The sequence below is a fragment of the Pantoea septica genome, assembly GCF_002095575.1.
Lineage (GTDB): Bacteria > Pseudomonadota > Gammaproteobacteria > Enterobacterales > Enterobacteriaceae > Pantoea > Pantoea septica.
In genome coordinates this window covers 1-23,864 of record NZ_MLJJ01000050.1, presented here as the reverse complement: position 1 = coordinate 23,864, position 23,864 = coordinate 1, and the positions used below count along the sequence as shown (strand labels likewise).

Here is a 23,864-nt window from a genome sequence, read left to right as displayed (position 1 = left end):
AATCAGCGCCGAGACGGTGGTGATAGCCACATACTCGCCGACGAAGAACAGGCCGAACTTCATACCGGCATATTCGATGTGATAGCCGTCCGCCAGCTCCTGCTCCGCTTCCGGCTGATCGAACGGATGACGGTGACACACCGCCACGCCCGCGATGCAGAAGGTCAGGAAGCCGAAGAACTGCGGGATGATGTTCCACAGATGCGCCTGGCTCTCGACGATAGCGGTCATATTGAATGAGCCCGCCTGCGCCACCACGCCCATCAGCGAGAGGCCGAGAAACACTTCGTAGCTCAGCGTCTGCGCGGAAGCGCGCATCGCGCCCAGCAGCGAGTATTTGTTGTTGCTCGACCAGCCGGCGAACAGCACCGCGTACACCGCCAGACCCGCCATCATCAGGAAGAAGAGCAGCCCGATGTTGAGGTCGGTCACCATCCAGCTCGGCGACACCGGCACGATGGCGAACGCAAGCAGCAGGGAAACAAACGCGATCACCGGCGCCAGGGTAAAGATAAAGCGGTCGGTAAAAGGCGGAACCCAGTCCTCTTTAAAGAACATTTTGATCATATCCGCGGCGAGCTGCAGCGAACCGCCCCAGCCCACGCGGTTCGGCCCGTAGCGGTTCTGCCACAGACCGAGCAGGCGGCGTTCGGCGAAACTCATAAAGGCGCCGCACGCCACCACGACCAGCAGAATGACGATCGCTTTGACCACGGTCAGAATGATGTCGATAACGTCCGGTGTTAACCAGCTCATTGCGCCGCCTCCTGCAGTTTGTCAATGTGCGCGCCCGCCAGGAACGGCGGCACGCCCGGCATACCCAGCGGCAGGCCAATCTGACCCGGCTGCAGCGCGCTGGAAATGCGCACCGGCAGACGCAAGGTTTCGCCCGAACAGGTGAACTCCACGGCCGCGCCTGCGTTCACGCCCAGCTTCGCCGCGTCCTGCGGGTTAATCACCAGCATCGGCTGCGGCATACGTTTCTGGAAGACCGGTGAACGCTGAGACATTTCCTCGCTGCCGAACAGCTGGTAGCAAGGCGCCACGCGCCACTGCTCGCCGCCGACGAACGCGGTCGGAACCTCAGTGAACCACGGCAGCGACGCGTCGCCCGCCTCGAACAGACGCACGCCGGGATCGCCGTTGCGCAGCTTGCCGCCCACTTCGGCCTGGAACTTGTTCCACGCCTGCGGGGAGTTCCAGCCTGGCGCCCAGGCGAACGGAATTTGCGAACGCGGCGCGCTCGGCTGGTTGTTGCCTTCCATCGAGAAGGCGAACATGCTGTCCCGATCCTGCGGCTGACGCGGCTCGTGCACGCTGATATTAGCGCGCGCGGCGGTACGTCCGCTGGAGCGGTTCGGCGAGCGTGCCAGTTTCTGTCCGCGAATGCGGAAGCTGGCGTCCGGCGCGGCCTCTTTAATGCCTTTCAGCTGCGGCAGCTTCGCCACGACGGCGTCGATAACGTGATCGAGCTGGGTCCAGTCGGGATGACGGCTTTCCAGCGTGCTGTGCAGCGAGTGCAGCCAGCGCCAGCTCTCCAGCATCACGATGCTGTTGTCGTAGTAGGCGGGATCGTAAACCTGGAAGAAGCGCTGCGCGCGGCCTTCATGGTTGATCGAGGTGCCGTCGCTTTCGGCGAAGCTGGCGGTAGAGAGCACCAGGCCCGCTTTCTCCAGCGTCGCGGTGCGCTGATGGTCAACCACAATCACGTTGCTGGCGTTAGCCAGCGCCGCATCCACCAGCGCCTTCGGCGCGTGACGGTAGAGATCGTTCTCCAGCACCACTACGGTATCCGCTTCGCCGCTGCGCAGCTGTTCCAGCGCGCTGTCGAGCGTGTTGCCGCCCATCAGGCCCAGCCCCATGCTGTTCGCCGCGCCAGCCAGCAGCGTAATGCCGACCTCCGCGCCGCGCGCCTTCAGGGCTTTGGCGACGTTCGCCGCCGCTTCGATCATCGCCGTGCTGCCCGAATGGGTGCCGGAAATAATCAGCGGTTTCCTCGCGCCCGCCAGCGCCTGCACCACGACGTCCAGCTTGCCGTTCAGGCTGCTGTCGAAGTCGCTTACCGCAGGCGCGCTTTCATCCAGCGCGCTGGCGATGGCGAAGCCGAGACGCGCCTGATCTTCCACCGGCGCGCGGTAGCTCCACGCGGCGATATCATCAAGGCGGGTTTCGTCGACGTTGGTCACGAACAGCGGATGCTTCGCGTGCTGACCGATATTCATAATCGCGGCGATCTGCCAGTCGGCCACTTTCTGGGCCGCGGCCATTTCGCGCGCTTTGCCTTTCACCGCCTGACGCACCGAAAGCGCCACGCGCGCGCCGACCTGGGTGAGATCTTCGCCCAGCACCAGCACCGCGTCGTAGCTTTCCATTTCGCGCAGCGACGGCGTATAGATGCCGCTTTCGCGCAGCACTTTCAGCATCAGCTCGAGGCGCGCCTGCTCGCCCGCCGGCATGCCGGTCGAGAAGTTTTCCGCGCCTACCAGCTCGCGCAGCGCGAAGTTGCTCTCAACGCTGGCGCGCGGAGAGCCGATGCCGATCGCGCGCTTCGCCTGACGCAAAACGTCGGCCGCCGCGTTGACCGCCTGCTCCGCATTCAGCTGGACCCAGTCGTTGCCGCGCAGCAGCGCGGGGTGACGCGGACGATCCTCGCGGTTAACGTAGCCGTAGCCGAAACGGCCGCGGTCGCAAAGGAAGTAGTGGTTAACCGTGCCGTTATAGCGGTTTTCGATACGGCGCAGCTCGCCGTAGCGCTCGCCTGGGCTGGTGTTGCAGCCGACGCTGCACTGCTGACAGATGCTCGGCGCGAACTGCATATCCCATTTACGGTTATAGCGTTCGGAGTGGGTTTTGTCGGTGAAGACGCCGGTCGGGCAGATTTCCACCAGATTGCCGGAGAATTCGCTCTCCAGCGTGCCCTCTTCCGGACGGCCGAAGTAGACGTTGTCGTGCGCGCCGTAGACGCCCAGATCTTTGCCGTCGGCGTAATCTTTGTAATAGCGCACGCAGCGGTAGCAGGCGATACAGCGGTTCATCTCGTGAGAGATAAACGGGCCGAGATCCTGATTCTGGTGGGTGCGTTTCGTAAAGCGGTAGCGGCGGAAGCTATGGCCGGTCATCACCGTCATATCCTGCAGGTGACAGTTGCCGCCCTCTTCGCACACCGGACAGTCGTGCGGGTGGTTGGTCATCAGCCACTCCACCACGCTTTCGCGAAATTCTTTCGCTTCGCCGTCGTCAATGGAGATAAAGGTGCCGTCGGAGGCCGGCGTCATGCAGGACATGACGAGACGGCCGCGGGTATCCTCGGCGTTCTGGAATTGCTTCACCGCGCACTGGCGGCAAGCCCCAACGCTTCCCAGCGCCGGATGCCAGCAAAAATAAGGAATATCAAGGCCCAGAGAGAGACACGCCTGCAGCAGGTTGTCCGCCCCGTTCACATCATATTCTTTACCGTCTACATGAATTGTAGCCATAGTGAACATGCTTCCGTAAGGCTCGTCAGAGACGAGCGTTAATCATATTCTCGCCCCGGTTGTGGGGCTGCGGCGCAGAGCCGGTTCCGTGTGCTGCGGCGAATTACCAGCGTGCTTTCAGCAGGTTAGGCTGAATACCGCCAATCGCGCGCGTATTGCCAAAGACCTGTGGCGCCATGCCGGCTTCAAACTCTTCACGGAAATATTTAATCGCGCTCTGCAGCGGTTCCACCGCGCCAGGCGCGTGGGCGCAAAAGGTTTTGCCCGGGCCGAGCTGGCGGCAAAGCTGCAGCAGGGTTTCGATATCGCCCGGCTGACCTTTGCCCTGCTCAAGCGCGCGCAGGATCTTCACGCTCCACGGCAGGCCGTCGCGGCATGGCGTACACCAGCCGCAGGATTCGCGCGCGAAGAACTCTTCCAGGTTGCGCACCAGCGACACCATATTGATCTCATGGTCGACCGCCATCGCCAGCGCCGTGCCGAGACGACTGCCCGCTTTACCGATACTGGCGAACTCCATCGGCAGATCGAGGTGCTGCTCGGTGAGGAAGTCGGTGCCCGCGCCGCCCGGCTGCCAGGCTTTAAAGCGCAAACCGTCGCGCATCCCGCCGGCGTAATCTTCCAGAATCTCGCGCGCGGTAATGCCGAACGGCAGCTCCCACACGCCTGGATTTTTCACGCGGCCGGAGAAGCCCATCATCTTGGTGCCGGCATCTTCGCTTTTCGACAGGCCTTTGTACCACTCGACGCCGTTGGCCAGGATCGCCGGCACGTTAGAGAGCGTCTCCACGTTGTTGACGCAGGTAGGCTTGCCCCACACGCCCGCGCTCGCCGGGAATGGCGGTTTGGAGCGTGGGTTAGCGCGACGTCCTTCCAGCGAGTTGATCAGCGCCGTCTCTTCGCCGCAGATATAACGGCCCGCGCCGGTGTGCACGATCAGCTCGAAGTCGAAGCCGGTGCCGAGAATGTTCTTGCCGAGGAAGCCCGCTTCCGTCGCTTCAGCGATGGCGCGCCGCAGGTTTACCGCCGCCTCGATATATTCGCCGCGCAGGAAGATATAGCCGCGATAGGCCTTCAGGGCGAAGGCGCTGATCAGCATCCCCTCCACCAGCTGATGCGGCATCTGCTCCATCAGCAGGCGGTCTTTATAGGTGCCCGGCTCCATCTCATCGGCGTTGCACAGCAGGTAGCGGATGTTCATGGATTCATCTTTCGGCATCAGGCTCCACTTCAGACCGGTGGAGAAGCCTGCGCCGCCGCGCCCTTTCAGGCCGGAATCTTTCACTGCCGCGACAATTTCGTCCGGCGCCATGCCGTTCAGCGCTTTTTCCGCGCCGGCATAGCCGTTTTTGCTGCGGTATTCTTCGAACCAGACCGGCTGCTTGTCATCGCGCATGCGCCAGGTCAGCGGGTGCGTTTCCGCAGTACGAATGATCTGTTTGATGGTCATTGATACTGCTCCAGTAGCGAGGCGATGCCTTCCGGCGTCAGATGAACGTGCGTGTCTTCATCCACCATCATGGTCGGGCCTTTGTCGCAGTTGCCCAGGCAGCAGGTCGGCAGCAGCGTAAAGCGGCCGTCCGCGGTGGTCTGGCCGGGCTTGATGTTCAGATTCTGCTCCAGCGCCGCCTGAATGCCCTGATAGCCGGTGATGTGGCACACTACGCTGTCGCAATAGCGGATAACGTGACGACCGACCGGCTGGCGGAAAATCTGGCTGTAGAAGGTGGCGACGCCTTCGACGTCGCTGGCCGGGATGCCCAGCACCTCGGCGATGGCGTTGATCGCGCCGTCCGGCACCCAGCCGCGCTGTTTCTGCACGATCTTCAGCGCTTCAATCGACGCCGCGCGCGCATCTTCATAGTGGTGTTTCTCGTGCTCGATGGCGTGATGCTCTTCCGCGCTCAGCACAAAGACCTCGTTCGGGTCGATCGTATGAATGGCAATTTTTTGATCGTGCATAATTAGCGGTCCACGTCTGACATAACAAAATCGATACTACCGAGGTAAACGATCAGGTCGGATACCAGGCTGCCGCGGATCACCGACGGGATCTGCTGCAGGTGCGGGAAGCTCGGCGTACGCACGCGGGTGCGGTAGCTCATGGTGCTGCCGTCGCTGGTCAGGTAGTAGCTATTGATTCCTTTGGTCGCCTCGATCATCTGGAATGATTCGTTGGCTGGCATTACCGGGCCCCATGAAACCTGCAGGAAGTGCGTGATCAGCGTTTCGATATGCTGCAGCGTACGCTCTTTCGGCGGCGGCGTGGTCAGCGGGTGATCCGCCTTGAACGGCCCTTCCGGCATATTGTTCAGGCACTGCTCGAGAATGCGCAGCGACTGCCACATCTCTTCCATCTTCAGCTGTACGCGCGTGTAGGCGTCGCTAATGCCCGCCCCGACAGGGATCTCGAAGTCAAAATTCTCATAGCCTGAGTAAGGACGCCATTTGCGCACGTCGAAATCCAGTCCGGTAGCGCGCAGCGCGGCGCCGGTGGTGCCCCAGGCCAGCGCCTCGTCCATATTGTAGGCGGCGACGCCTTTGGAACGGCCGACCAGCACGCTGCTGCGCAGCGCCGCCTTGTCATACTCTTTCAGACGCTTCGGCATCCAGTCGAGGAAGTCGCGCAGCAGGCGCTCCCAGCCCTTCGGCAGATCGTGCGCCACGCCGCCGATGCGGAACCAGGCCGGGTGCATGCGGAAGCCGGTGATGGCTTCAACCACGTCATAAATCTTCTGGCGATCGGTAAAGGCGAAGAACACCGGCGTCATCGCGCCGACGTCCTGAATAAAAGTCGAGATATAGAGCAGATGGCTGTTGATGCGGAACAGCTCGGAGAGCATCACGCGGATCACGTTGACGCGATCCGGCACCACGATGCCAGCCAGCTTCTCTACCGCCAGCACGTAAGGCATTTCGTTGACGCAGCCGCCGAGGTACTCCACGCGGTCGGTATAGGGAATGTAGCTGTGCCAGGACTGTCGCTCACCCATCTTCTCCGCGCCGCGATGGTGATAGCCGATATCGGGTACGCAGTCGACAATCTCTTCGCCGTCCAGCTGCAGAATAATGCGGAAGGCGCCGTGCGCCGACGGGTGGTTCGGGCCCAGGTTGAGGAACATGAAGTCCTCGCTGGTGGTGCTGCGCTTCATGCCCCAGTCTTCAGGCTTGAAGGTCAGCGCCTCCATCTCCAGATCTTCTTTCTGTTTAGTCAGCGTGAAGGGATCGAACTCTGTCGCGCGCGCCGGGTAATCTTTACGCAGCGGATGGCCTTCCCAGGTCTGCGGCATCATGATGCGCGTCAGGTGCGGGTGGCCGTCGAAGGTCACGCCGAACATCTCCCAGGTTTCACGCTCGTACCAGTTGGCGTTCGGGAAGATTTTCGTCAGCGTCGGCAGGTGCAGATCGTTCTCCAACAGCGCCACCTTGAGCATGATGTCGCGGTTACGCTCGATCGACAGAAAATGATAGAAAACGGAAAAATCCGCGGCGGGCAGACCGGCGCGGTGGGTACGCAAACGCTCATCCATGCCATGCAGGTCATAGAGCATGATATACGGCTTAGGCAGCTTGCGCAGGAAGGTCACGATCTCCAGCAGCTGCTCGCGCTTCACCCAGACCACGGGAATGCCCGTGCGGGTTGGCTGAACGGTAAAGGCATCCGGCCCAAAACGGTTACGCAGCTCGCCGATCACCGGGTCGTCCAGGTGATCCCGGGTTTGCCATGCAGGCTGAGCGAGATCGTGCGTGGTTAAATCTGTCATACGTTACTCACCATTCCGGCCTGTCGCCAGGCACTCAAAAGAAGGCGTCAGGATGGGGCCGCGCATTAAATTGTGATGTTTTGCCGCGGGCGTGGAATCCATCCATGTACGGTGTTCTTACACTTCGTCAGGCGTGCGTAGATTGGTGACGGCGATGCGCTCGCCGCGTTTTCTCTCACGTTCCGACTGCATATTGGCGCGATAAACGCCCTGATCGCCGACGACCCACGACAGCGGGCGACGCTCTTTGCCGATCGACTCGCGCAGCAGCAGCAGCGCCTGCATATAGGCTTCAGGACGCGGCGGACAGCCGGGAATATAGACGTCGACCGGCAGGAACTTGTCCACGCCCTGCACCACAGAGTAGATATCGTACATGCCGCCGGAGTTAGCGCAGGCGCCCATCGAGATCACCCACTTCGGCTCCAGCATCTGGTCATAGAGACGCTGAATTACCGGCGCCATTTTGGTGAAAGGCGTACCGGCGATCACCATAAAGTCCGCCTGACGCGGCGAGGCGCGCATAACTTCCGCGCCGAAACGCGCGACGTCGTGCACGGCGGTAAAGGAGGTGGTCATCTCTACGTAGCAGCAGGACAAACCAAAGTTATAGGGCCACAAAGAGTTCTTACGGCCCCAGTTCACCATGTCATGCAGGGCATGCTCGAGCTTGCCCATGTAGACGCTGCGATGAACGTGCTGCTCAAGGGGATCGGCAACGATCTCCTGTTTTTGCAGAGGATAACGGTCGTTCTCACCACCGTTGGGGTCTATGCGGGTGAGCGTATAGTCCATCAGATTGCCTCGCTTTTACTGCTTATGAGGGTTGGTGTGACCGATCGGGCTGGATTTGACCACCACGCGACGACGTGCAGGCGCCCAGTCCAGCGCGCCGATACGCACCAGATAGACCAGCCCCGCCAGGAGCACCAAAATGAAAATTGCGGCTTCGACAAAGCCGACCCAGCCGCTTTCGCGGATTGAGGTCGCCCATGCGTATAAAAAGAGCGCTTCGACGTCAAAGATGACGAAGAACATTGCGACGAGGTAGAACTTCGCCGAGAGGCGGATATGGGTGTCGCCCACAGATTCGATACCGGATTCGAACGGCGTCTCTTTATGACGCGCGCGGGCGCGGCCGCCTAAGAGCCATCCTCCGGTAAGCATAAAGGCGCAAAGGCCGAAAGCGATAATGACAAATATGATAAACGCCCAGTGATGAGCGACGACTTCGGTGGCTGTTGACATACTCTTTGCTTACTCATCAAAAGTGGCGATGGCATCCTGCGCGGGTCACTTGCAGCAAACGCACCACATCGATTCAAGGGAAGGAAAAAAACCTTATAAATTATGCTGTCATTATCAATTAGGCAGCAATTTTATGGGGTCTTTTACTCCTTTCTATAACCTTTTGTCAACTTTGACAAAAGTCTCCAAACATTATTTTACACGCGCATCAAAATTTTAACATATGATGCGCGCGTTGCCAGCTAAATCGCTTCAGTCTGTATGGTCTTTTAGAATGTAGCGTGAATTCAAATGCATGGATCGTGCATTTATCCAACGTATTCTGGCAGGCTTTAGCGCTTTTTCCTTCCCCTTGTCAGGGGTATTTTTTTGATCCAGAACACAAAACTGGCCTTTTTGTCCTTTTTTTCAGCAAATGTTGCCTAAATACGGAACAGAGTTTTCACATCTTCAGACAAAGAATTTCATCTTTGGCTTGTTCGAAATAGCGTTTTAGTTTGTTAAGGCAGGAAAGGCGCTTCAGGGCGGGAATAGCGAGGCAACGGCCTTTTAGGCGGATAAAAAAAGCTCTTCGATGCAAAAGCATAACAAAGAGCTTTTTTATTACAGTTTTAACAACTGTCAGGCGAAGCGAACAGGAACGGACAATGGTCTCTGCCGGTTACTCTTCATCATCCAGCAACAGCGTCCCATCCGGGTTGGCGCTCAGATTGTAGGGATCGTTGGTGGACTGCATGGCGTTGAAAATCGCCAGTGCCAGTTCGTTATCGCTGTCTGGATTGCGGCACAGCAGATACTGCGTATCCGGCAATACCGGCAGCCCTTCCGCCGCGCCCATTACGCGCAGTTCCGGACTCATCATCTCCACCGGACGCGCCGTCACGCCAAGACCCGCCTTCACCGCGGCGCGCACCGCAGCCAGCGTAGAGGCGACGTAGGAGATACGCCACGGGATGCCCGCTTCGTTGAGGTGATCGATCGCCATATCGCGGTACGGGCTAGGTTCGTCCAGCAGCACCAGAGGAATCGCTTCGCCGCGCTGAAAGATATAATCCGCCGCGCAGTACCACAGCGTCGGCGAGGTACGCAGCACCTGATGGGTAAAGCTGCCCGGGCTTGAGGTGGTCACGACCAGATCGACTTCGCCCTGGTTCAGCATCTCCATCATAAAGGGATTGCGTTTCACGCGGACGTCGATCGCCAGCTTGGGATAGACCGAGGTCACGCGGTTAAGCAGGAACGGCAGGATGGTGTCTGAGGTATCATCTGAGGCGCCGATAGTCAGCACGCCCTGAATGTTGCTGTACATCAGCGATGTACAGGCCTCGTCGTTGAAACGCAGGATTTTCCTGGCGTAGCCTAAAAGCTGAATACCGTGCTCAGTTAATAATTTATTACGTCCATGTCTGGCAAACAGCTCTTTACCTACCAATTGCTCCAGACGCTGCATCTGCTGGCTGACGGCCGACTGGGTTCGGCATACAGCGGCAGCGGCCGCCGCAAACGTGTTCAGGTCCGCAACGGCAACAAACGTTCTCAGCAGATCGAGGTCGAGATTGAGTATCGGACGATTTGCATTAGTCATGTTTTCTTCACTTATAAGATTTTTAAAAAACTACTACCCTGGTGTTATTACGCTACTTATCAAAGAGATAAGTGGTAATTATGCTCATTGCCGGTCCTGTGTGAGACCGTCAAAGAAATTCGTGTCAGACGTATACCGACAAACGCGCATCCCGAAACAGCGGGAAAACAGCGTTGAGTAGACAGAAACAACTTCTGGACCGACAGCGCGGGAGCGCAATTGCAGGAAGCTGCGTTGGTGTCTAGGGTTCCGTACCTAAAGCGGACGGAAAAAGCCAGCTACGGGATTATGAATTGCGTAGCAGCTAAATGCGACAAATAATAAATTATACTTAATCATTTTTAACTTCAAAATGGAAATGATTTTGTGAAAAGCATCGTAATTTTTGACCAGATCGCATTTCAGACCCATCCTGGCACACCGCCGCGCAATTTTTAACCGCCCGGTTTCTGAAAGTCCAGATAAAGTGAGAAGATACGCCTGGAATACCTTTTATCAGATATGAACTGGCCCTTACGCACAGGGAACTTTTCCGGCTATTTAAGGAGGCCAGACTGCCCCGGCGAGCGCAATCGCTTGCGGGCTGGCTTATACAATTCTCTCCCCCGCTGATTTTTTAAACATTCATATAAAACCGCTTAACTATTTCCTTATTCACCTACCTGTATTTCTGCTCATCTTTCAGCCAGAAACTTCTCATTCGCTTCTTTGGCCGACGGATAATACGGTTTACACTCAAAAAGGCGTATTACAGCGAAAAATATCGTTCATGAGCTAAAAATCAGTTTTTGTAACCAGCTAATTGCAAAGAAATTATGCTTTACGCCACCGCTGCGGCAAAAAGATGGCAAAGACGCCAAAACCTGCCGCTGCCCTTCTTTTGTCGCATTGAGGAGAGTACATTGTGCTGGTTTGATTTCTGCGGCAGTAAAAGGATTCTGCCCATAGAGGCGATTAAAAATGACTTTTCAAATTGATAAATCTGGCAAGCTGGAAAACGTCTGTTACGACATTCGCGGGCCGGTACTTAAAGAGGCTAAACGTCTCGAAGAAGAAGGCAACAAAGTTCTCAAGCTCAATATCGGCAATCCCGCGCCTTTCGGTTTCGAAGCGCCGGATGAAATTCTGGTCGATGTCATCCGCAACCTGCCGAGCGCGCAGGGCTACTGCGACTCCAAAGGGCTTTACTCGGCGCGTAAAGCTATTATGCAGCACTACCAGGCGCGCGATATCCGCGACGTCACGGTTGAAGATATCTATATCGGCAACGGCGTTTCCGAGCTGATCGTGCAGGCGATGCAGGCGTTGCTGAACAGCGGCGACGAGATGCTGGTGCCCGCGCCCGACTATCCGCTCTGGACGGCGGCAGTGTCGCTTTCCAGCGGCAAAGCGGTGCACTATTTGTGCGATGAATCGTCTGACTGGTTCCCCGATCTCGACGATATTCGCAGCAAAATCACCCCGCGCACCCGCGGCATCGTGATCATCAACCCAAACAACCCCACCGGCGCGGTTTACAGCAAAGCGCTGCTGCTGGAGATCGTTGAGATCGCGCGTCAGCATAATCTGATCATTTTCGCCGACGAAATCTACGACAAGATCCTTTACGACGCCTCGCAGCACCATTCGATCGCCGCGCTGGCGCCCGATCTGCTGACCGTGACCTTTAACGGCCTCTCGAAAACTTACCGCGTGGCGGGTTTCCGTCAGGGCTGGATGGTGCTTAACGGGCCGAAGAAACACGCGAAAGGCTATATCGAAGGGCTTGAGATGCTGGCCTCGATGCGCCTGTGCGCCAACGTGCCGGCGCAGCATGCGATCCAGACCGCGCTAGGCGGCTATCAAAGTATCAGCGAATTTATCGCGCCAGGCGGCCGACTCTATGAGCAGCGCCAGCGCGCCTGGGAGCTGATCAACGATATTCCCGGCGTCAGCTGCGTGAAGCCGAACGGCGCGCTCTATATGTTCCCGCGTATCGATGCGAAAAAGTTCAACATTCACGACGACCAGAAAATGGTGCTGGACTTCCTGCTGCAGGAAAAGGTGCTGCTGGTGCAGGGCTCCGCCTTTAACTGGCCATGGCCTGACCATGTACGTATCGTTACCCTGCCGCGCGTCGACGATCTGGAAATGGCGATCGGCAAGTTCGACCGTTTCCTGCAAGGCTATCGCCAGTAAAACCTGCCGCGTATACTGACAGCATTTGGGGAAGCGCGACGCTTCCCCCGTTGCTGACAGGATAACGCATGACCCGAAGCCACTTTTTCGCCCATCTCTCCCGTCTTAAACTGATCAACCGCTGGCCGCTAATGCGCAACGTGCGTACCGAAAATGTCTCGGAGCACAGCCTGCAGGTCGCGATGGTGGCGCATGCGCTCGCCGTGATTAAAAACAAAAAATTCAGCGGCACGCTCAACGCCGATCGCATCGCGATGCTGGCGCTCTATCACGACGCCAGCGAAGTGCTCACCGGCGATCTGCCGACGCCGGTGAAGTATTACAACGCGCAAATCGCCCATGAGTATAAAAAGATCGAGAAAATCGCCCAGCAGAAGCTGATCGAGATGCTGCCGGAAGAGCTGCAGGAAGTTTACCGTCCGCTGCTTGACGAGCATCAGCACAGCGAAGAGGAGCAGTCGGTAGTGAAGCAGGCGGACGCGCTCTGCGCCTACCTGAAATGTCTTGAAGAGTTGTCCGCAGGCAATAACGAGTTTCTGCTGGCCAAGGCGCGCCTGGAGAAAACGCTGCAGCAGCGCCGCACGCCGGAAATGGACTATTTCGTCGAGGTATTTATTCCCAGCTTCAGCCTGTCGCTGGATGAGATTTCGCAGGAGTCGCCGCTGTAACGCGGCGGCGTTTCACGCCGCCGGTGTCGCTCACTCTTCCCGCTGCAGAGAAAAGCCGCCTTCAGCCTGCGGCGTAACCCGCAGCGACGCCAGCGAGCGAAGCTGCATCAGGGTTTCCCCCAGGCGCGGCGTATCGGCGGGCGCGTTGAGCGCGATTACCGCGCAGCGGGCATCAAGTCCAGAGAGAATGCCGGCAGGCGCGTCCTCCACCACCACGCACTTTTCCGCCGCCAGCCCCAGTTTTTCCGCGCCCAGCAGATAGGGATCTGGCGCGGGCTTGCCCTTCTCCACCTGTTCGGCGGTGATAAACACCGACGGCAGCGGCAGTCCGGCGGCCTTATGGCGCGCATGCGCCACCGGCACCGAGCCGGAGGTCACGATAGTCCAGGGGATCTGCAGCGCATTTAAGCGCATCAACAGCGCGTGCGCGCCCGGCAGCGCCCGCACGCCGTCGGTATCCTGCGCTTCGTTTTGCTCCAGCGCGCTAAACTCCGCCTGAATCGCCGCTTCCGGCTGGCCCGCCATAAAATGGCGCAGCGAGGCGATCGCCTGCTTGCCGTGAATAAAACTCAGGATCTCTTCGGCTGCAATGCCGTGCCGCGCGCCCCAGTTGCTCCACGCACGCTCTACCGCAGGCAGCGAATCCACCAGCGTGCCATCCAGATCAAATAAAAAACCGCTATAGGTCACAAGACGCTCCCGTCAGGCGTTAATAATCTGCGCGATTTCCGTCGCGCTCAGATGATATTGACGCGGACAAGTGTGCCACACCGCCAGCATACGTCGATACTTTTCCCACATCGGCGTCTGCGCATTGAAGCCGTGGGTGCCGGAATCGAAGTGGGTATAGCGCCCTTCGGTGTTGACCATAAAGCGCACGTAGCCGAGGTAGCGCGCCTCCGTGGCGGCATCAAAGCCGAGAAAAGCGAGACGGCGTTCGTCCAGCGAGGCTTTATCGCCAAGATTCGACCAGGAGACGTGCAGCGCATGATGCATCTCCATAATGTCGATAATGGTGCGGCAGGTCTCTTCCGTCAGTTCGCCGAATTCTTTATCCAGCTCGCGCATCTGTAGCCCATAGCCGCGCTCGATAATAGTCTGATAGCGGCGATAGCGCTCGGCGTTGTCCGGCTCCAGCATGGCCATCATTTTGTACTGGTTAGAGAGAATCAGACGCTGCGCGTGAGTCATTTCCATCGTAGGCTCCTGGGCCGACAGGCCGCTCAAGTATTAGACGGAAAATAGTGGCATAAGGCGAGCGATGCAGGTATGCCCGCATCACTTTTCTTTGATTTAGACCCGGCTGAGCGACAAATTCTCTCTGCGGGAAAAAGGCGGACGATCAAAGATCGTCGAGGAAGGTGCGATCCAGCTGCTTAAATGCCCGCTTTAACAGGTCGGCCAGCGCCTGATAGGTCGGCTTGCCCTCGACCGGCGCTATCGCCTGACCCGCTTCTTCAAGGCGAGCGCGCACTTCATGGAACCAGTGCAGCAGCGTAGGCGGCAGCGGCGTTACCGAGCGTTTGCCCAGCCACCACAGCCCCTGCATCGGCAGACTGCAGGCGAAGAGCGCGGTAGCGACGGCCGGGCCCAGCTGCCCGCCGAGCGCGATCTGCCAGCTCAGCGTAAACACCGCCAGCGGCGGCATAAAGCGGATGGCGAAACGGGTCACGCTCGAGACGCGGTTTTCAGGAAAGATCGGCGCGAGGCGTTTGTCATTCGGCCAGGTCTTCATATAGTGCTGGCCGTTTTGAAAAATACGGAACCAGCCAGTATTGCCAGAATCATTCGCCATGGCGGACCTCAACTAAAACTGCAAAAAATAAAATTATTTTATAGCTACACAACTTTACGTGACATCCTTCAAAATTTTTTGTCTTTAAAGGGCAGTCTCGCTATTCTGACCCCGCCTCAATAACCTACTGGAAGCGGGTAAAAACGTAAATCACAAACGTAGCGGCCAGCTTTCGCTAAGCGAATTTCAAAAAATTGCGTAAAATTACCGAAATTTTTTTGCGGAGAAGCAACATTTTGACTAGCGCAACAGGGTTATGATTAAGCTCCCCGCATTCATGGGCTACGCTGATAGTCTGATTGCCTTTTTTTTAGCCACTTTTAACAAATAGGTACTTCCATGTCGAGTAAGTTAGTACTGGTTCTGAACTGCGGCAGCTCTTCACTGAAGTTCGCCATCCTGAATGCCGCCAGCGGAGAGGAATACCTGTCCGGCCTGGCTGAATGCTTCCATCTTCCGGAAGCGCGCATTAAGTGGAAGCTGGACGGAGAAAAACACGAAGCCCCTCTAGGCGCCGGCGCCGCACACAGCGAAGCCCTGAATTTCATTGTTAAAACTATTCTGGCACAAAAACCAGAGCTGTCGGCACAAATTGCTGCAATTGGTCATCGCATCGTGCATGGCGGCGAGCAGCTGACGGAATCGGTCATTATTACCGACGCCGTGGTGCAGGGCATCAAAGACAACGCCTCTTTCGCGCCGCTGCATAACCCGGCGCATCTGATCGGCATTGAAGAGGCGATGAAAAACTTCCCGCACCTCTCCGACAAGAATGTGGCGGTTTTCGACACCGCTTTCCATCAGACTATGCCGGAAGAGTCCTATCTCTACGCCCTGCCCTACCGCCTTTATAAAGAGCACGGCGTCCGCCGCTACGGCGCGCACGGCACCAGCCACTACTATGTCACGCACGAAGCGGCGAAATTCCTGAACAAACCGGTCGACGAACTCAACATCATTACCTGCCACCTCGGCAACGGCGCCTCGGTGGCGGCGGTGCGTAACGGCAAATGCGTCGATACTTCAATGGGTCTGACGCCGCTGGAAGGTCTGGTGATGGGTACCCGCAGCGGCGACATCGATCCGGCGATCGTCTTCTATCTGCACGATACCCTGGGCATGAGCGTCGACGCCATCAACAAGCTGCTGACTAAAGAGTCCGGCCTGCTGGGGCTGACTGAGGTCACCAGCGACTGCCGCTACGTCGAAGACAACTACGAAACCAAAGAGGACGCTAAGCGCGCCATGGATGTTTTCTGCCATCGTCTGGCAAAATACATCGGTAGCTACAGCGCTATGATGGAAGGCCGTCTGGACGCGGTGATCTTTACCGGCGGCATCGGCGAAAATGCGGCGATGGTCCGTGAGCTGTCGCTGAAAAAGCTGGGCCTGCTCGGCTTTGAGGTCGATCATGAACGCAACCTGGCGGCGCGCTTCGGCAAATCCGGCTTTATTAATAAAGAAGGCACCCGCCCGGCGATTGTCATCCCCACTAATGAAGAGCTGGTGATCGCCCAGGATGCGGCGCGTCTTACCGCCTGATGTTTCCTTCACCGTCAGCTTCGGCTGACGGCGTTGTTTTTGACACTACCTAAAGCGAGGTTCAAACGTGTCACGTACAATCATGCTTATTCCTACCGGCACCAGCGTCGGCCTGACCAGCGTCAGCCTCGGCGTTATTCGTGCCATGGAGCGTAAAGGCGTTCGTCTGAGCGTCTTCAAACCTATCGCGCAGCCGCGCGCTGGCGGCGATAAGCCCGACCAGACCACGATGATCATCCGCAAGAACTCGTCGATTCCCGCCGCCGACCCGCTCAAGATGTCACGCGTGGAGTCGCTGCTGGGCGCTAACCAGCAGGACGTGCTGATGGAAGAGATCATCGCGCGCTACCACGAAAACACCAAAGATGCGGAAGTCGTGCTGGTTGAAGGCCTGGTGCCGACGCGTAAGCATCAGTTCGCCAACGCGCTCAACTATGAGATCGCCAGGACGCTTAACGCCGAGATCGTGTTTGTTATGGCGCTGGGCAACGACTCTCCCGCCCAGCTGAAAGAGCGTATTGAACTGACGCAAAGCAGCTTCGGCGGCAGCAAGAATAAAAATATCACCGGCGTTATCATCAACAAGCTGAACGCCCCGGTGGATGAACAGGGCCGCACGCGTCCGGATCTGTCGGAAATTTTCGACGACTCCACCAAAGCGAGCGTCGCCAACATCGATCCGAAACAGCTGTTCGCCGACAGCCCCCTGCCGGTGCTGGGCTGCGTGCCCTGGAGCTTCGATCTGATCGCCACGCGCGCCATCGATATGTGCCGCCACCTCAATGCCGAAGTGATCAACGAAGGCGAGATCGCCACGCGCCGCGTCAAGTCTGTAACTTTCTGCGCGCGCAGCCTGCCGCATATGCTGGAGCATTTCCGTCCCGGCTCGCTGCTGGTGACCTCGGCGGACCGTCCCGACGTGCTGGTGGCCGCCTGTCTCGCCGCAATGAACGGCGTAGAGATTGGTGCCATCCTGCTGACCGGCGGCTACGAGATCGACAGCCGCATCGCGAAGCTGTGCGAGCGCGCCTTCCAGACCGGCCTGCCGGTATTTATGGTGAAAACCAACACCTGGCAAACGTCGCTCAGCCTGCAGAGCTTCAATCTGGAAGTGCCGAGCGACGATACTCAGCGCGTGGAAAAAGTGCAGGAGTATGTCGCCAACTATATCAACGCCGACTGGATCGAATCGCTGACCGCAACCTCCGAGCGCAGCCGTCGCCTGTCGCCGCCGGCCTTCCGCTATCAGCTTACCGAGCTGGCGCGCAAAGCGGGCAAACGCATCGTGCTGCCGGAAGGCGATGAGCCGCGCACCGTCAAGGCGGCCGCCATCTGCGCCGATCGCGGCATCGCGACCTGCGTGCTGCTGGGCAACCCGGATGAGATCCAGCGCGTCGCCGCCGCACAGGGCGTCGAACTGGGCAAAGGCATCGAAATTGTCGATCCCGAAGTGGTTCGCAACAACTATGTGCCGCGTCTGGTCGAGCTGCGTAAGAACAAAGGCATGACCGAAGTGGTGGCGCAGGAGCAGCTGGAAGACAACGTGGTGCTCGGCACCATGATGCTGGAGAGCGGCGAAGTGGACGGCCTGGTGTCAGGCGCCGTACACACCACCGCCAATACCATTCGTCCGCCGCTGCAGCTGATCAAGACCGCGCCGAATAGCTCGCTGGTCTCCTCGGTGTTCTTTATGCTGCTGCCGGAGCAGGTGCTGGTGTATGGCGACTGCGCCATCAACCCGGATCCGACCGCGGAACAGCTGGCGGAAATCGCCATTCAATCTGCCGACTCCGCCCATGCGTTCGGCATCGAACCGCGCGTGGCGATGATCTCCTATTCGACCGGCACCTCCGGCGCGGGTAGCGACGTGGAAAAAGTGCGCGAAGCGACGCGTATCGCGCAGGAGAAACGTCCAGATCTGGTGATCGACGGTCCGCTGCAGTATGACGCGGCGATTATGGAAGACGTGGCCAAATCCAAAGCGCCGAACTCGGCGGTCGCAGGTCGCGCCACGGTGTTTATCTTCCCGGATCTCAACACCGGCAACACCACCTACAAAGCGGTGCAGCGCTCGGCGGATCTGATCTCTATCGGTCCAATGCTGCAGGGTATGCGCAAGCCGGTTAACGATCTGTCGCGCGGCGCGCTGGTCGACGATATCGTCTACACCATCGCCCTGACCGCGATTCAGTCGCAGCAGGCGGAAGGCTAAGCCTTCTGGGTTCACATCGTGACGAACAAGAGCATGCCCACGCATGCTCTTTTTTTACCGCATCGCCTGGTGCCGAATCTTGCTCGCTACGCCACGTTCGGAGACAACCACGGACGCGAATATACTGACGTTGCTGCGGTATCGCGGTGCATCCTGGCGGAGCATTACCACAGCCCGCACAATGTCCCGGTGAAGTAAAGCGTCCGCCGCAGGGAAGCGGCGGCCGAGGCCACACGGGCGTGTTCACGCCGACTTTAGGTAACCGGCCGTTGCCCGCATCTGAACAGCACAAGCATCATAAGCCGCAAAAAAAACGCCCTGCCGGGCGTTTTTTTAACCAACTATTTTACGCGTCGCCGTTGCGCGTCAGCCACAGCGACAGCGCCTTTAGCGAGTCATCGGTAAACTCGTCGCAGCGCGCGGTAATCTCATCGGGGGTCATCCAGAACACCTCGTCCACCTCCTCTTCCTGCATGGCGAACGGGCCGTGATAAACACAGCTGAACAATCCGCCCCAGACGCGGACATGCTCATCTTCGAAGTAGAACTTGCCGTGCTCGGCGAAAGGCACATCGGCGATGCCCAACTCCTCTTCAGCCTCGCGGCGCGCCGACTCCAGCAGATCTTCGCCGCTCTGCACCACGCCGCCCGCAGTGGCGTCCAGCATGCCGGGCATGAAGTCTTTGGTCTCGGTGCGGCGCTGCACCAGAATCTTGCCTGCGCCGTCATGCACCACGATATAGGTGGCGCGATGGCGCATACGCTGCGCACGCATCTGGGCGCGCGTCGCCTGCGCGATCACTTCATTCTCTTCATTAACGATATCGACCCACTCGATACCGTCGCCCGCGGTTTGCTCCACCATCCGGTAACCCTTTTCTGTTCTGGCGTGCCGTGCGACACGCGCCTGATTGCCACGTCGTTTTTATAGTGTGCTGTAAGGTAATCACTTCCGCTCGCCTGAGCAAGCGGCGCAATCTATCGCTGTTTGCCGCTTTCCGCCAGCCAGAGCTGCACCGAGGCGCGCTGCCACTGAAATTCAGCATATTCCCTGAGCTTATCCGGCAGCGCGTCGCCGTGCAGCGCCAGACGATTCAGCATCACCGCTAAATCCGTATCGGCAACGGACCACTCGCCGAAGAGATTCTGCTGCTTGTCCGGCAGCAAGCGCAGGCTCGCCGCAATCAGCTTCTCCGCCGCCTGCGCCGCCGCCGCGCTCAACGGCGGAAAACGCTCGCCGGCGAATAACACCTCCGTTGGCCGCTCCTGGCGGAGGGTTAAAAAGTCGCTGCGCAGCCACGCCTGCACTTCACGCGCCCGCGCGCGCTTTTCGCGATCGCGCGGATAGAGGCGATCGAATTCAGGCGCGGGAAAACGCTCTTCCAGATATTCAGCGATAGCAGAGGATTCGCTCAGCACAAACTCGTCGATCTGTAGCGTCGGCACGCGGCAGGTGAGCGACAGCGCGCGATAGTCGCTATGGAACTGCTGATTGTGCGCAAGATCGACGCGTCTCAGCGAGAAGGGAATCCCCTTCTCGGTAAGCGCGACGTAAACCGACATGGCGTAAGGACTAAAAAACAGTGAATCAGACCACAGGGTGATGGAGGGGTAATTCATCTGTTACCTCAACTGACTTATCCGGGTAGCCTGATATTTACCCATTTTCTTTCCGCAAAGCAATGTCCTGCTGGTCCGATCTTGTTAAAGCGCGACGCAGTCCGGCAGCGTGCGGCCGCGCTTCTTCTATGCTGAAACAGTGCGTATCAGAAAAATGATAAGGAGACGCGAGATGCATGTACTTATGACCGGCGGAACCGGGCTTATCGGCCGCCATCTTATTCCTCGCCTGCTGACGCTGGGGCATCAGGTCAGCGTCGTCACGCGCGATGTCGCCGCCGCGCGCGAAAAGCTCGACGCGCGCGTCGCGATCTGGTCTGGCCTGGCGCAGCAGCAAAACCTCGACGGGGTTGACGCGGTCATCAACCTCGCCGGCGAACCCATCGCCGACAAGCGCTGGACCGAACAGCAGAAGCAGCGGCTGTGCGAAAGCCGCTGGCAAATTACCGAACGCATCGCCTCGCTGATCAATGCCAGCCACACCCCGCCCCGCGTGCTGCTCTCCGGGTCGGCGACCGGCTATTACGGCGATACCGGCGAGCTGGTGATGACGGAGGATGATCAGGGTCAGGAGGAGTTTACCCACAGCCTCTGCGCGCGCTGGGAGCAGCTGGCGCTGAGCGCCCAGAGCGAGCGCACTCGCGTCTGCCTGCTGCGTACCGGCGTGGTGCTGGCCAGCGAAGGCGGCGCGTTAAGCAAAATGAAGCTGCCGTTCAAGCTCGGCGTCGGCGGTCCTATCGGCAGCGGCAAGCAGTATCTGCCGTGGATCCATATTGACGATATGGTCAACGCCATTCTCTGGCTGCTGGATCGCGACGACCTGAGCGGCCCGTTCAATATGGTGGCGCCCTACGCGGTGCGCAATGAACAGTTCGCCGCCACGCTCGGCCATGTGATGCATCGCCCGGCCTTTATGCGCACGCCCGCCAGCGCCATCAAAATGATGATGGGCGAATCGGCGGTGCTGGTGCTGGGCGGGCAGCATGTGCTGCCGAAGCGGCTGGAAGCCTCCGGCTTCGGCTTTCGCTGGTACGATCTGCAGGAGGCCCTGCAGGATGTCGTGGGCTAACGCGCGCTTTCATTCAAGCAACGGCAGGCAGCAGGATTAACGTTTTCTGGCGGCATACCCAACCGACCGCACCCGTTTGCGTTGAGGAAATCAAAGGCGAAATAAAAGCGGGAATAACGCTACGTCCGTACCAACAGCGGCCGCTGTCGGTACGGCTGTCTTAGCCTCAATTTCAACTGCGCTGTTGCGCAATTGACGATTTCACCGCCGATGCTTGCCGCGTGTGCCCTGGCTGCGGCACGCGGATGATAAAGGTCAGCACGCCAGCGAACAGGTAAAGCGCAGTGTAGGCCCATACCACGCCAACAATATCGAAGAACGGCAGCAGCAGCGAGGCAATCGCCGGCGCGACAAAGTTACTCAGCCCGGCTGACAGATTGTAGATCGACACCGCCGCGCCTTTATGATGCGGTTCCAGCGTCGGGAACACCGCCGTCATCGGCACAAAAGCGGCAACAAAGATCCCCAGCATCACGGCCGGAATCAGCGCCACCCAGAAGTTATGCCCGGCATACAGCGGCAGGTAGTAAAATGCCAGGCTGGAGATCGCCATACCGAGGCAGCCGAACCAGCGCACCTGCCGGATCCAGCCCAGCTTCTCGCCGGTAATGCCCCAGAAAATATTGGTAAAGATGGTGACAAAGAAGAACACTGCCCAAATCTGCAGCCATTCGGAGATGGTAAAGCCCAGCCGATCGACAAACAGAAGCGGCATAATGATGGCAAAACCAAACAACGACAGCGTATTGATGATGCGGATCAGGCAGGCGTAAAATACATGCTGATTGGTGAACAGGATAGTCACGGCGCGCGACATCTCGGTCATTTTATCGCGCAGCGGCAGATTAACGCGTGAACGGTCAACCGGGACGTTGCGCAGGCTGAAGTACGCCAGCACACCGCCGCAGGCGACCCAGACAATAGCCAGCCACAGGGTGCCGGTTTCGCCCAGCATCGGAATGGTCAGACTCGGCAGGTAGCTGCCTACTACGCCAATCCCCACGGAATACATCGCCCAGAACCAGCCGGTAGCGGCGGCCAGCTTGTCACGCGGCAGCACCTGCACCAGCATCATCATGAACGAATAGATAAAAAGCGGATAGGCCAGGCCGCGAATGCCGTAGAACAGCACCATCAGCGGATAGTTACGCAGCCCGAGCCCCAGCGACATAAACAGCGCATGCATGACGATCCACAGCATAAAGCCAATCATCATGGCGCGCTGCGGCGTAATCAGCTCCGCCACCACGCCAGAGGCCCACGCGGCCAGCGCGGCGGCGAGGCCATAAAAAGTAAATACCACTGCCGACTGGGCCGGTGAAAAGCCCATGTCAGTGATGTGGCGCGACAAAAACGCCATTTCGAAGCCGTCGCCCGCCATAAAAATTGCGATAGCCAGGAACCCCCAGAACATCTTTTTCGGTAAGCCAAACCAGTATTCATTCGATTGCATGACAATCTTCCTTCCGTTCGCTAATCCGATCAGGCAGGCAGCAATGCGCGCGCCTGCTGTTGTTGTACATAGAGTTCACGGAACAGGCACAGACGCTGCTGCAGCACGGCCCCCCGCGCCGCATCGGGCTGATAGCGCGCCTGCACCGACGGTTTCAGGCACACTTCTGCCTCGCGGCCGCCATCCGCTAACCACGCCAGCCGCGCCGCGCCCAGCGCGCCCGAGGCGCTGGCCGCATGGGTTACTATGGGCAGTTGCAGCACGTCGGCAATCAGCTGCGCCCATAGCGTGCTGCGCGCCCCGCCGCCGGTCAGGCTGCACTGCTGAATCTGCTGCTGCGTATCGCCCAGCACTGCCAGACCATCCGCAAGACCAAAGGCTACGCCCTCGATCACCGCGTAACCGAGCAGCGCACGTGGCGTTTCGTGGCGTAAATGAAAAAATGTACCGGTCGCGTGCGGATCGTTGTGCGGCGTGCGTTCGCCGGAAAGATAAGGCAGAAATAGCGGCGCCTGACGCAGCTGTTCCGCGCTGAGCTGCGCCATTTCGTCCATCAGCTGGCTTTCCGTGACCGAAAGCAGATTACACAGCCAGCGCAGGCAGCTGGCGGCGCTGAGCATCACGCTCATCTGGTGCCAGCGTCCCGGCAACGCGTGGCAGAATGCGTGCACGCCGGATTGCGGATCGGCGCGCAGCCGATCGTTAACCACAAAGATCACGCCAGAGGTGCCGAGAGAGATAAAGGCATCGCCCGCGTTGACCGCGCCGACGCCTACCGCCGACGCCGCATTATCGCCGCCGCCGCCAGCGAGGCGCACCGTGGGCGCTAAGCCCCATTCGCTGGCCAGATCGGCGCGCAGCGTGGCGCTGACCGCACTGCCTTCAACCAGTTCGGGCATCTGCGCGCGCGTCAGCCCGCTGATCGCCAGCAGTTCGTCGGACCAGTCGCGCTTCGCCACATCCAGCCACAGCGTACCAGCGGCATCTGACGGCTCGCTGACAAAGCGCCCGGTAAGTCGCCAGCGCAGGTAATCCTTCGGCAGCAACACCTTATCGATGCGGCGAAAGATTTCCGGTTCATGTTCAGCCACCCAGCGCAGTTTCGGCGCGGTGAAGCCGGGCATGATCAGGTTGGCGGCGATCTGCATCATCTGCGGATATTGCTGGCGCAGCGCATCACACTGCGCCGCGCTGCGCGTATCGTTCCACAAAATGCACGGTCGCAGCACCACGCCGGCCGCATCCAGCAGCACC

The 23,864-nt window shown here is 58.7% G+C and carries 20 protein-coding genes; 5 read left to right on the top strand and 15 right to left on the bottom strand.

Translation table 11 applies throughout. The annotated features are described in order from the left end of the window. From nuoH to lrhA, 8 genes are all read right to left on the bottom strand, one after another. The coding region (gene nuoH / locus HA46_RS19135; protein ID WP_084886106.1) for an NADH-quinone oxidoreductase subunit NuoH at positions 1-756 on the bottom strand (756 nt) is incomplete at its 3' end. Further along, positions 753-3,476 carry an NADH-quinone oxidoreductase subunit NuoG gene (gene nuoG, locus HA46_RS19130; RefSeq protein WP_084886104.1) on the bottom strand — a complete coding sequence of 908 codons (2,724 nt, stop codon included), beginning with the start codon at positions 3,474-3,476 and terminating at the stop codon, positions 753-755. The genes nuoG and nuoH, both read right to left, overlap by 4 nt. Positions 3,477-3,579: 103 nt before the next feature. Beyond that, positions 3,580-4,920: an NADH-quinone oxidoreductase subunit NuoF gene (gene nuoF / locus HA46_RS19125; protein ID WP_179944770.1), complete on the bottom strand. Its 1,341-nt coding sequence runs from the start codon at positions 4,918-4,920 to the stop codon at positions 3,580-3,582. Positions 4,921-4,922: 2 nt separating this feature from the next. Beyond that, positions 4,923-5,438 (bottom strand): NADH-quinone oxidoreductase subunit NuoE, encoded by a 516-nt coding sequence (gene nuoE, locus HA46_RS19120; protein WP_033750480.1) that lies wholly within the window; start codon positions 5,436-5,438, stop codon positions 4,923-4,925. A 2-nt stretch (positions 5,439-5,440) separates the two neighbouring features. After that, positions 5,441-7,240: an NADH-quinone oxidoreductase subunit C/D gene (nuoC, locus tag HA46_RS19115; protein WP_084886102.1), complete on the bottom strand. Its 1,800-nt coding sequence runs from the start codon at positions 7,238-7,240 to the stop codon at positions 5,441-5,443. Positions 7,241-7,357: 117 nt separating this feature from the next. Continuing rightward, positions 7,358-8,035, bottom strand: a complete 678-nt coding sequence (locus tag HA46_RS19110) for a NuoB/complex I 20 kDa subunit family protein (protein ID WP_033750488.1) — start codon at positions 8,033-8,035, stop codon at positions 7,358-7,360. 15 nt (positions 8,036-8,050) lie between these two features. Beyond that, on the bottom strand, positions 8,051-8,488 hold the full coding sequence (locus tag HA46_RS19105) for an NADH-quinone oxidoreductase subunit A (protein WP_033750490.1): 438 nt from the start codon (positions 8,486-8,488) through the stop codon (positions 8,051-8,053). 661 nt (positions 8,489-9,149) lie between these two features. Further along, positions 9,150-10,073 carry a transcriptional regulator LrhA gene (lrhA, locus tag HA46_RS19100; RefSeq protein WP_033791641.1) on the bottom strand — a complete coding sequence of 308 codons (924 nt, stop codon included), beginning with the start codon at positions 10,071-10,073 and terminating at the stop codon, positions 9,150-9,152. A gap of 960 nt (positions 10,074-11,033) precedes the next feature. Between lrhA and HA46_RS19095 the strand changes: the two genes are divergently transcribed. Next, entirely contained in the window at positions 11,034-12,251 is a 1,218-nt protein-coding gene (locus tag HA46_RS19095; protein ID WP_033791642.1) for a pyridoxal phosphate-dependent aminotransferase, read from the top strand. 68 nt (positions 12,252-12,319) lie between these two features. Further along, complete coding sequence (gene yfbR, locus HA46_RS19090) at positions 12,320-12,919, top strand: 5'-deoxynucleotidase (protein ID WP_033791643.1); 600 nt, start codon at positions 12,320-12,322, stop codon at positions 12,917-12,919. A 30-nt stretch (positions 12,920-12,949) separates the two neighbouring features. Here the strand turns inward: yfbR and HA46_RS19085 are convergent, their stop codons facing one another. The 3 genes from HA46_RS19085 to yfbV form a co-directional block, all read right to left on the bottom strand. Continuing rightward, complete coding sequence (locus HA46_RS19085; protein WP_084886100.1) at positions 12,950-13,609, bottom strand: sugar phosphatase; 660 nt, start codon at positions 13,607-13,609, stop codon at positions 12,950-12,952. A 12-nt stretch (positions 13,610-13,621) separates the two neighbouring features. Then, positions 13,622-14,116, bottom strand: a complete 495-nt coding sequence (locus HA46_RS19080) for a YfbU family protein (protein WP_033791645.1) — start codon at positions 14,114-14,116, stop codon at positions 13,622-13,624. Positions 14,117-14,261: 145 nt separating this feature from the next. Beyond that, positions 14,262-14,714, bottom strand: coding sequence for a terminus macrodomain insulation protein YfbV (yfbV, locus tag HA46_RS19075; RefSeq protein WP_033750506.1), 453 nt, complete (start codon positions 14,712-14,714; stop codon positions 14,262-14,264). Positions 14,715-15,053: 339 nt separating this feature from the next. Here yfbV and ackA point away from each other — a divergent pair, with 339 nt between their 5' ends. Next, positions 15,054-16,256, top strand: a complete 1,203-nt coding sequence (gene ackA, locus HA46_RS19070) for an acetate kinase (RefSeq protein ID WP_033791646.1) — start codon at positions 15,054-15,056, stop codon at positions 16,254-16,256. Between the two features lie 67 nt (positions 16,257-16,323). Then, on the top strand, positions 16,324-18,468 hold the full coding sequence (gene pta, locus HA46_RS19065) for a phosphate acetyltransferase (RefSeq protein WP_033791647.1): 2,145 nt from the start codon (positions 16,324-16,326) through the stop codon (positions 18,466-18,468). A gap of 346 nt (positions 18,469-18,814) precedes the next feature. Here pta and yfcD read toward each other — a convergent pair whose 3' ends face one another. Together yfcD and yfcF are read right to left on the bottom strand one after the other, a co-directional pair. Further along, positions 18,815-19,333 carry an NUDIX hydrolase YfcD gene (gene yfcD, locus HA46_RS19060; RefSeq protein ID WP_084886098.1) on the bottom strand — a complete coding sequence of 173 codons (519 nt, stop codon included), beginning with the start codon at positions 19,331-19,333 and terminating at the stop codon, positions 18,815-18,817. 113 nt (positions 19,334-19,446) lie between these two features. Continuing rightward, on the bottom strand, positions 19,447-20,088 hold the full coding sequence (yfcF, locus tag HA46_RS19055) for a glutathione transferase (RefSeq protein WP_084886095.1): 642 nt from the start codon (positions 20,086-20,088) through the stop codon (positions 19,447-19,449). Positions 20,089-20,260: 172 nt separating this feature from the next. Here yfcF and HA46_RS19050 point away from each other — a divergent pair, with 172 nt between their 5' ends. Continuing rightward, a complete protein-coding gene (locus HA46_RS19050) occupies positions 20,261-21,157 on the top strand; it encodes a TIGR01777 family oxidoreductase (RefSeq protein ID WP_084886093.1) in 897 nt (298 codons plus the stop codon). A 172-nt stretch (positions 21,158-21,329) separates the two neighbouring features. On the opposite strand, the gene HA46_RS19045 is transcribed toward HA46_RS19050, so the two are convergent. Together HA46_RS19045 and xylB are read right to left on the bottom strand one after the other, a co-directional pair. After that, entirely contained in the window at positions 21,330-22,610 is a 1,281-nt protein-coding gene (locus HA46_RS19045) for an MFS transporter (RefSeq protein ID WP_033791651.1), read from the bottom strand. A 29-nt stretch (positions 22,611-22,639) separates the two neighbouring features. Continuing rightward, on the bottom strand, positions 22,640-23,864 hold a 1,225-nt coding region (xylB, locus tag HA46_RS19040), incomplete at its 5' end, for a xylulokinase (protein WP_143807680.1).

What these genes read in the sequence shown, in the direction of transcription:
- HA46_RS19110 (WP_033750488.1), bottom strand. Translation starts at nt 8,035, where the DNA reads ATGGACTATACGCTCACCCGCATAGACCCCAACGGTGGTGAGAACGAC.
- HA46_RS19045 (WP_033791651.1), bottom strand. Translation starts at nt 22,610, where the DNA reads ATGCAATCGAATGAATACTGGTTTGGCTTACCGAAAAAGATGTTCTGG.
- yfcD (WP_084886098.1), bottom strand. Translation starts at nt 19,333, where the DNA reads ATGGTGGAGCAAACCGCGGGCGACGGTATCGAGTGGGTCGATATCGTT.
- yfbR (WP_033791643.1), top strand. Translation starts at nt 12,320, where the DNA reads ATGACCCGAAGCCACTTTTTCGCCCATCTCTCCCGTCTTAAACTGATC.
- ackA (WP_033791646.1), top strand. Translation starts at nt 15,054, where the DNA reads ATGTCGAGTAAGTTAGTACTGGTTCTGAACTGCGGCAGCTCTTCACTG.
- nuoE (WP_033750480.1), bottom strand. Translation starts at nt 5,438, where the DNA reads ATGCACGATCAAAAAATTGCCATTCATACGATCGACCCGAACGAGGTC.
- yfcF (WP_084886095.1), bottom strand. Translation starts at nt 20,088, where the DNA reads ATGAATTACCCCTCCATCACCCTGTGGTCTGATTCACTGTTTTTTAGT.
- HA46_RS19105 (WP_033750490.1), bottom strand. Translation starts at nt 8,488, where the DNA reads ATGTCAACAGCCACCGAAGTCGTCGCTCATCACTGGGCGTTTATCATA.
- lrhA (WP_033791641.1), bottom strand. Translation starts at nt 10,073, where the DNA reads ATGACTAATGCAAATCGTCCGATACTCAATCTCGACCTCGATCTGCTG.
- nuoC (WP_084886102.1), bottom strand. Translation starts at nt 7,240, where the DNA reads ATGACAGATTTAACCACGCACGATCTCGCTCAGCCTGCATGGCAAACC.
- HA46_RS19095 (WP_033791642.1), top strand. Translation starts at nt 11,034, where the DNA reads ATGACTTTTCAAATTGATAAATCTGGCAAGCTGGAAAACGTCTGTTAC.
- nuoG (WP_084886104.1), bottom strand. Translation starts at nt 3,476, where the DNA reads ATGGCTACAATTCATGTAGACGGTAAAGAATATGATGTGAACGGGGCG.
- yfbV (WP_033750506.1), bottom strand. Translation starts at nt 14,714, where the DNA reads ATGGCGAATGATTCTGGCAATACTGGCTGGTTCCGTATTTTTCAAAAC.
- HA46_RS19080 (WP_033791645.1), bottom strand. Translation starts at nt 14,116, where the DNA reads ATGGAAATGACTCACGCGCAGCGTCTGATTCTCTCTAACCAGTACAAA.
- HA46_RS19050 (WP_084886093.1), top strand. Translation starts at nt 20,261, where the DNA reads ATGCATGTACTTATGACCGGCGGAACCGGGCTTATCGGCCGCCATCTT.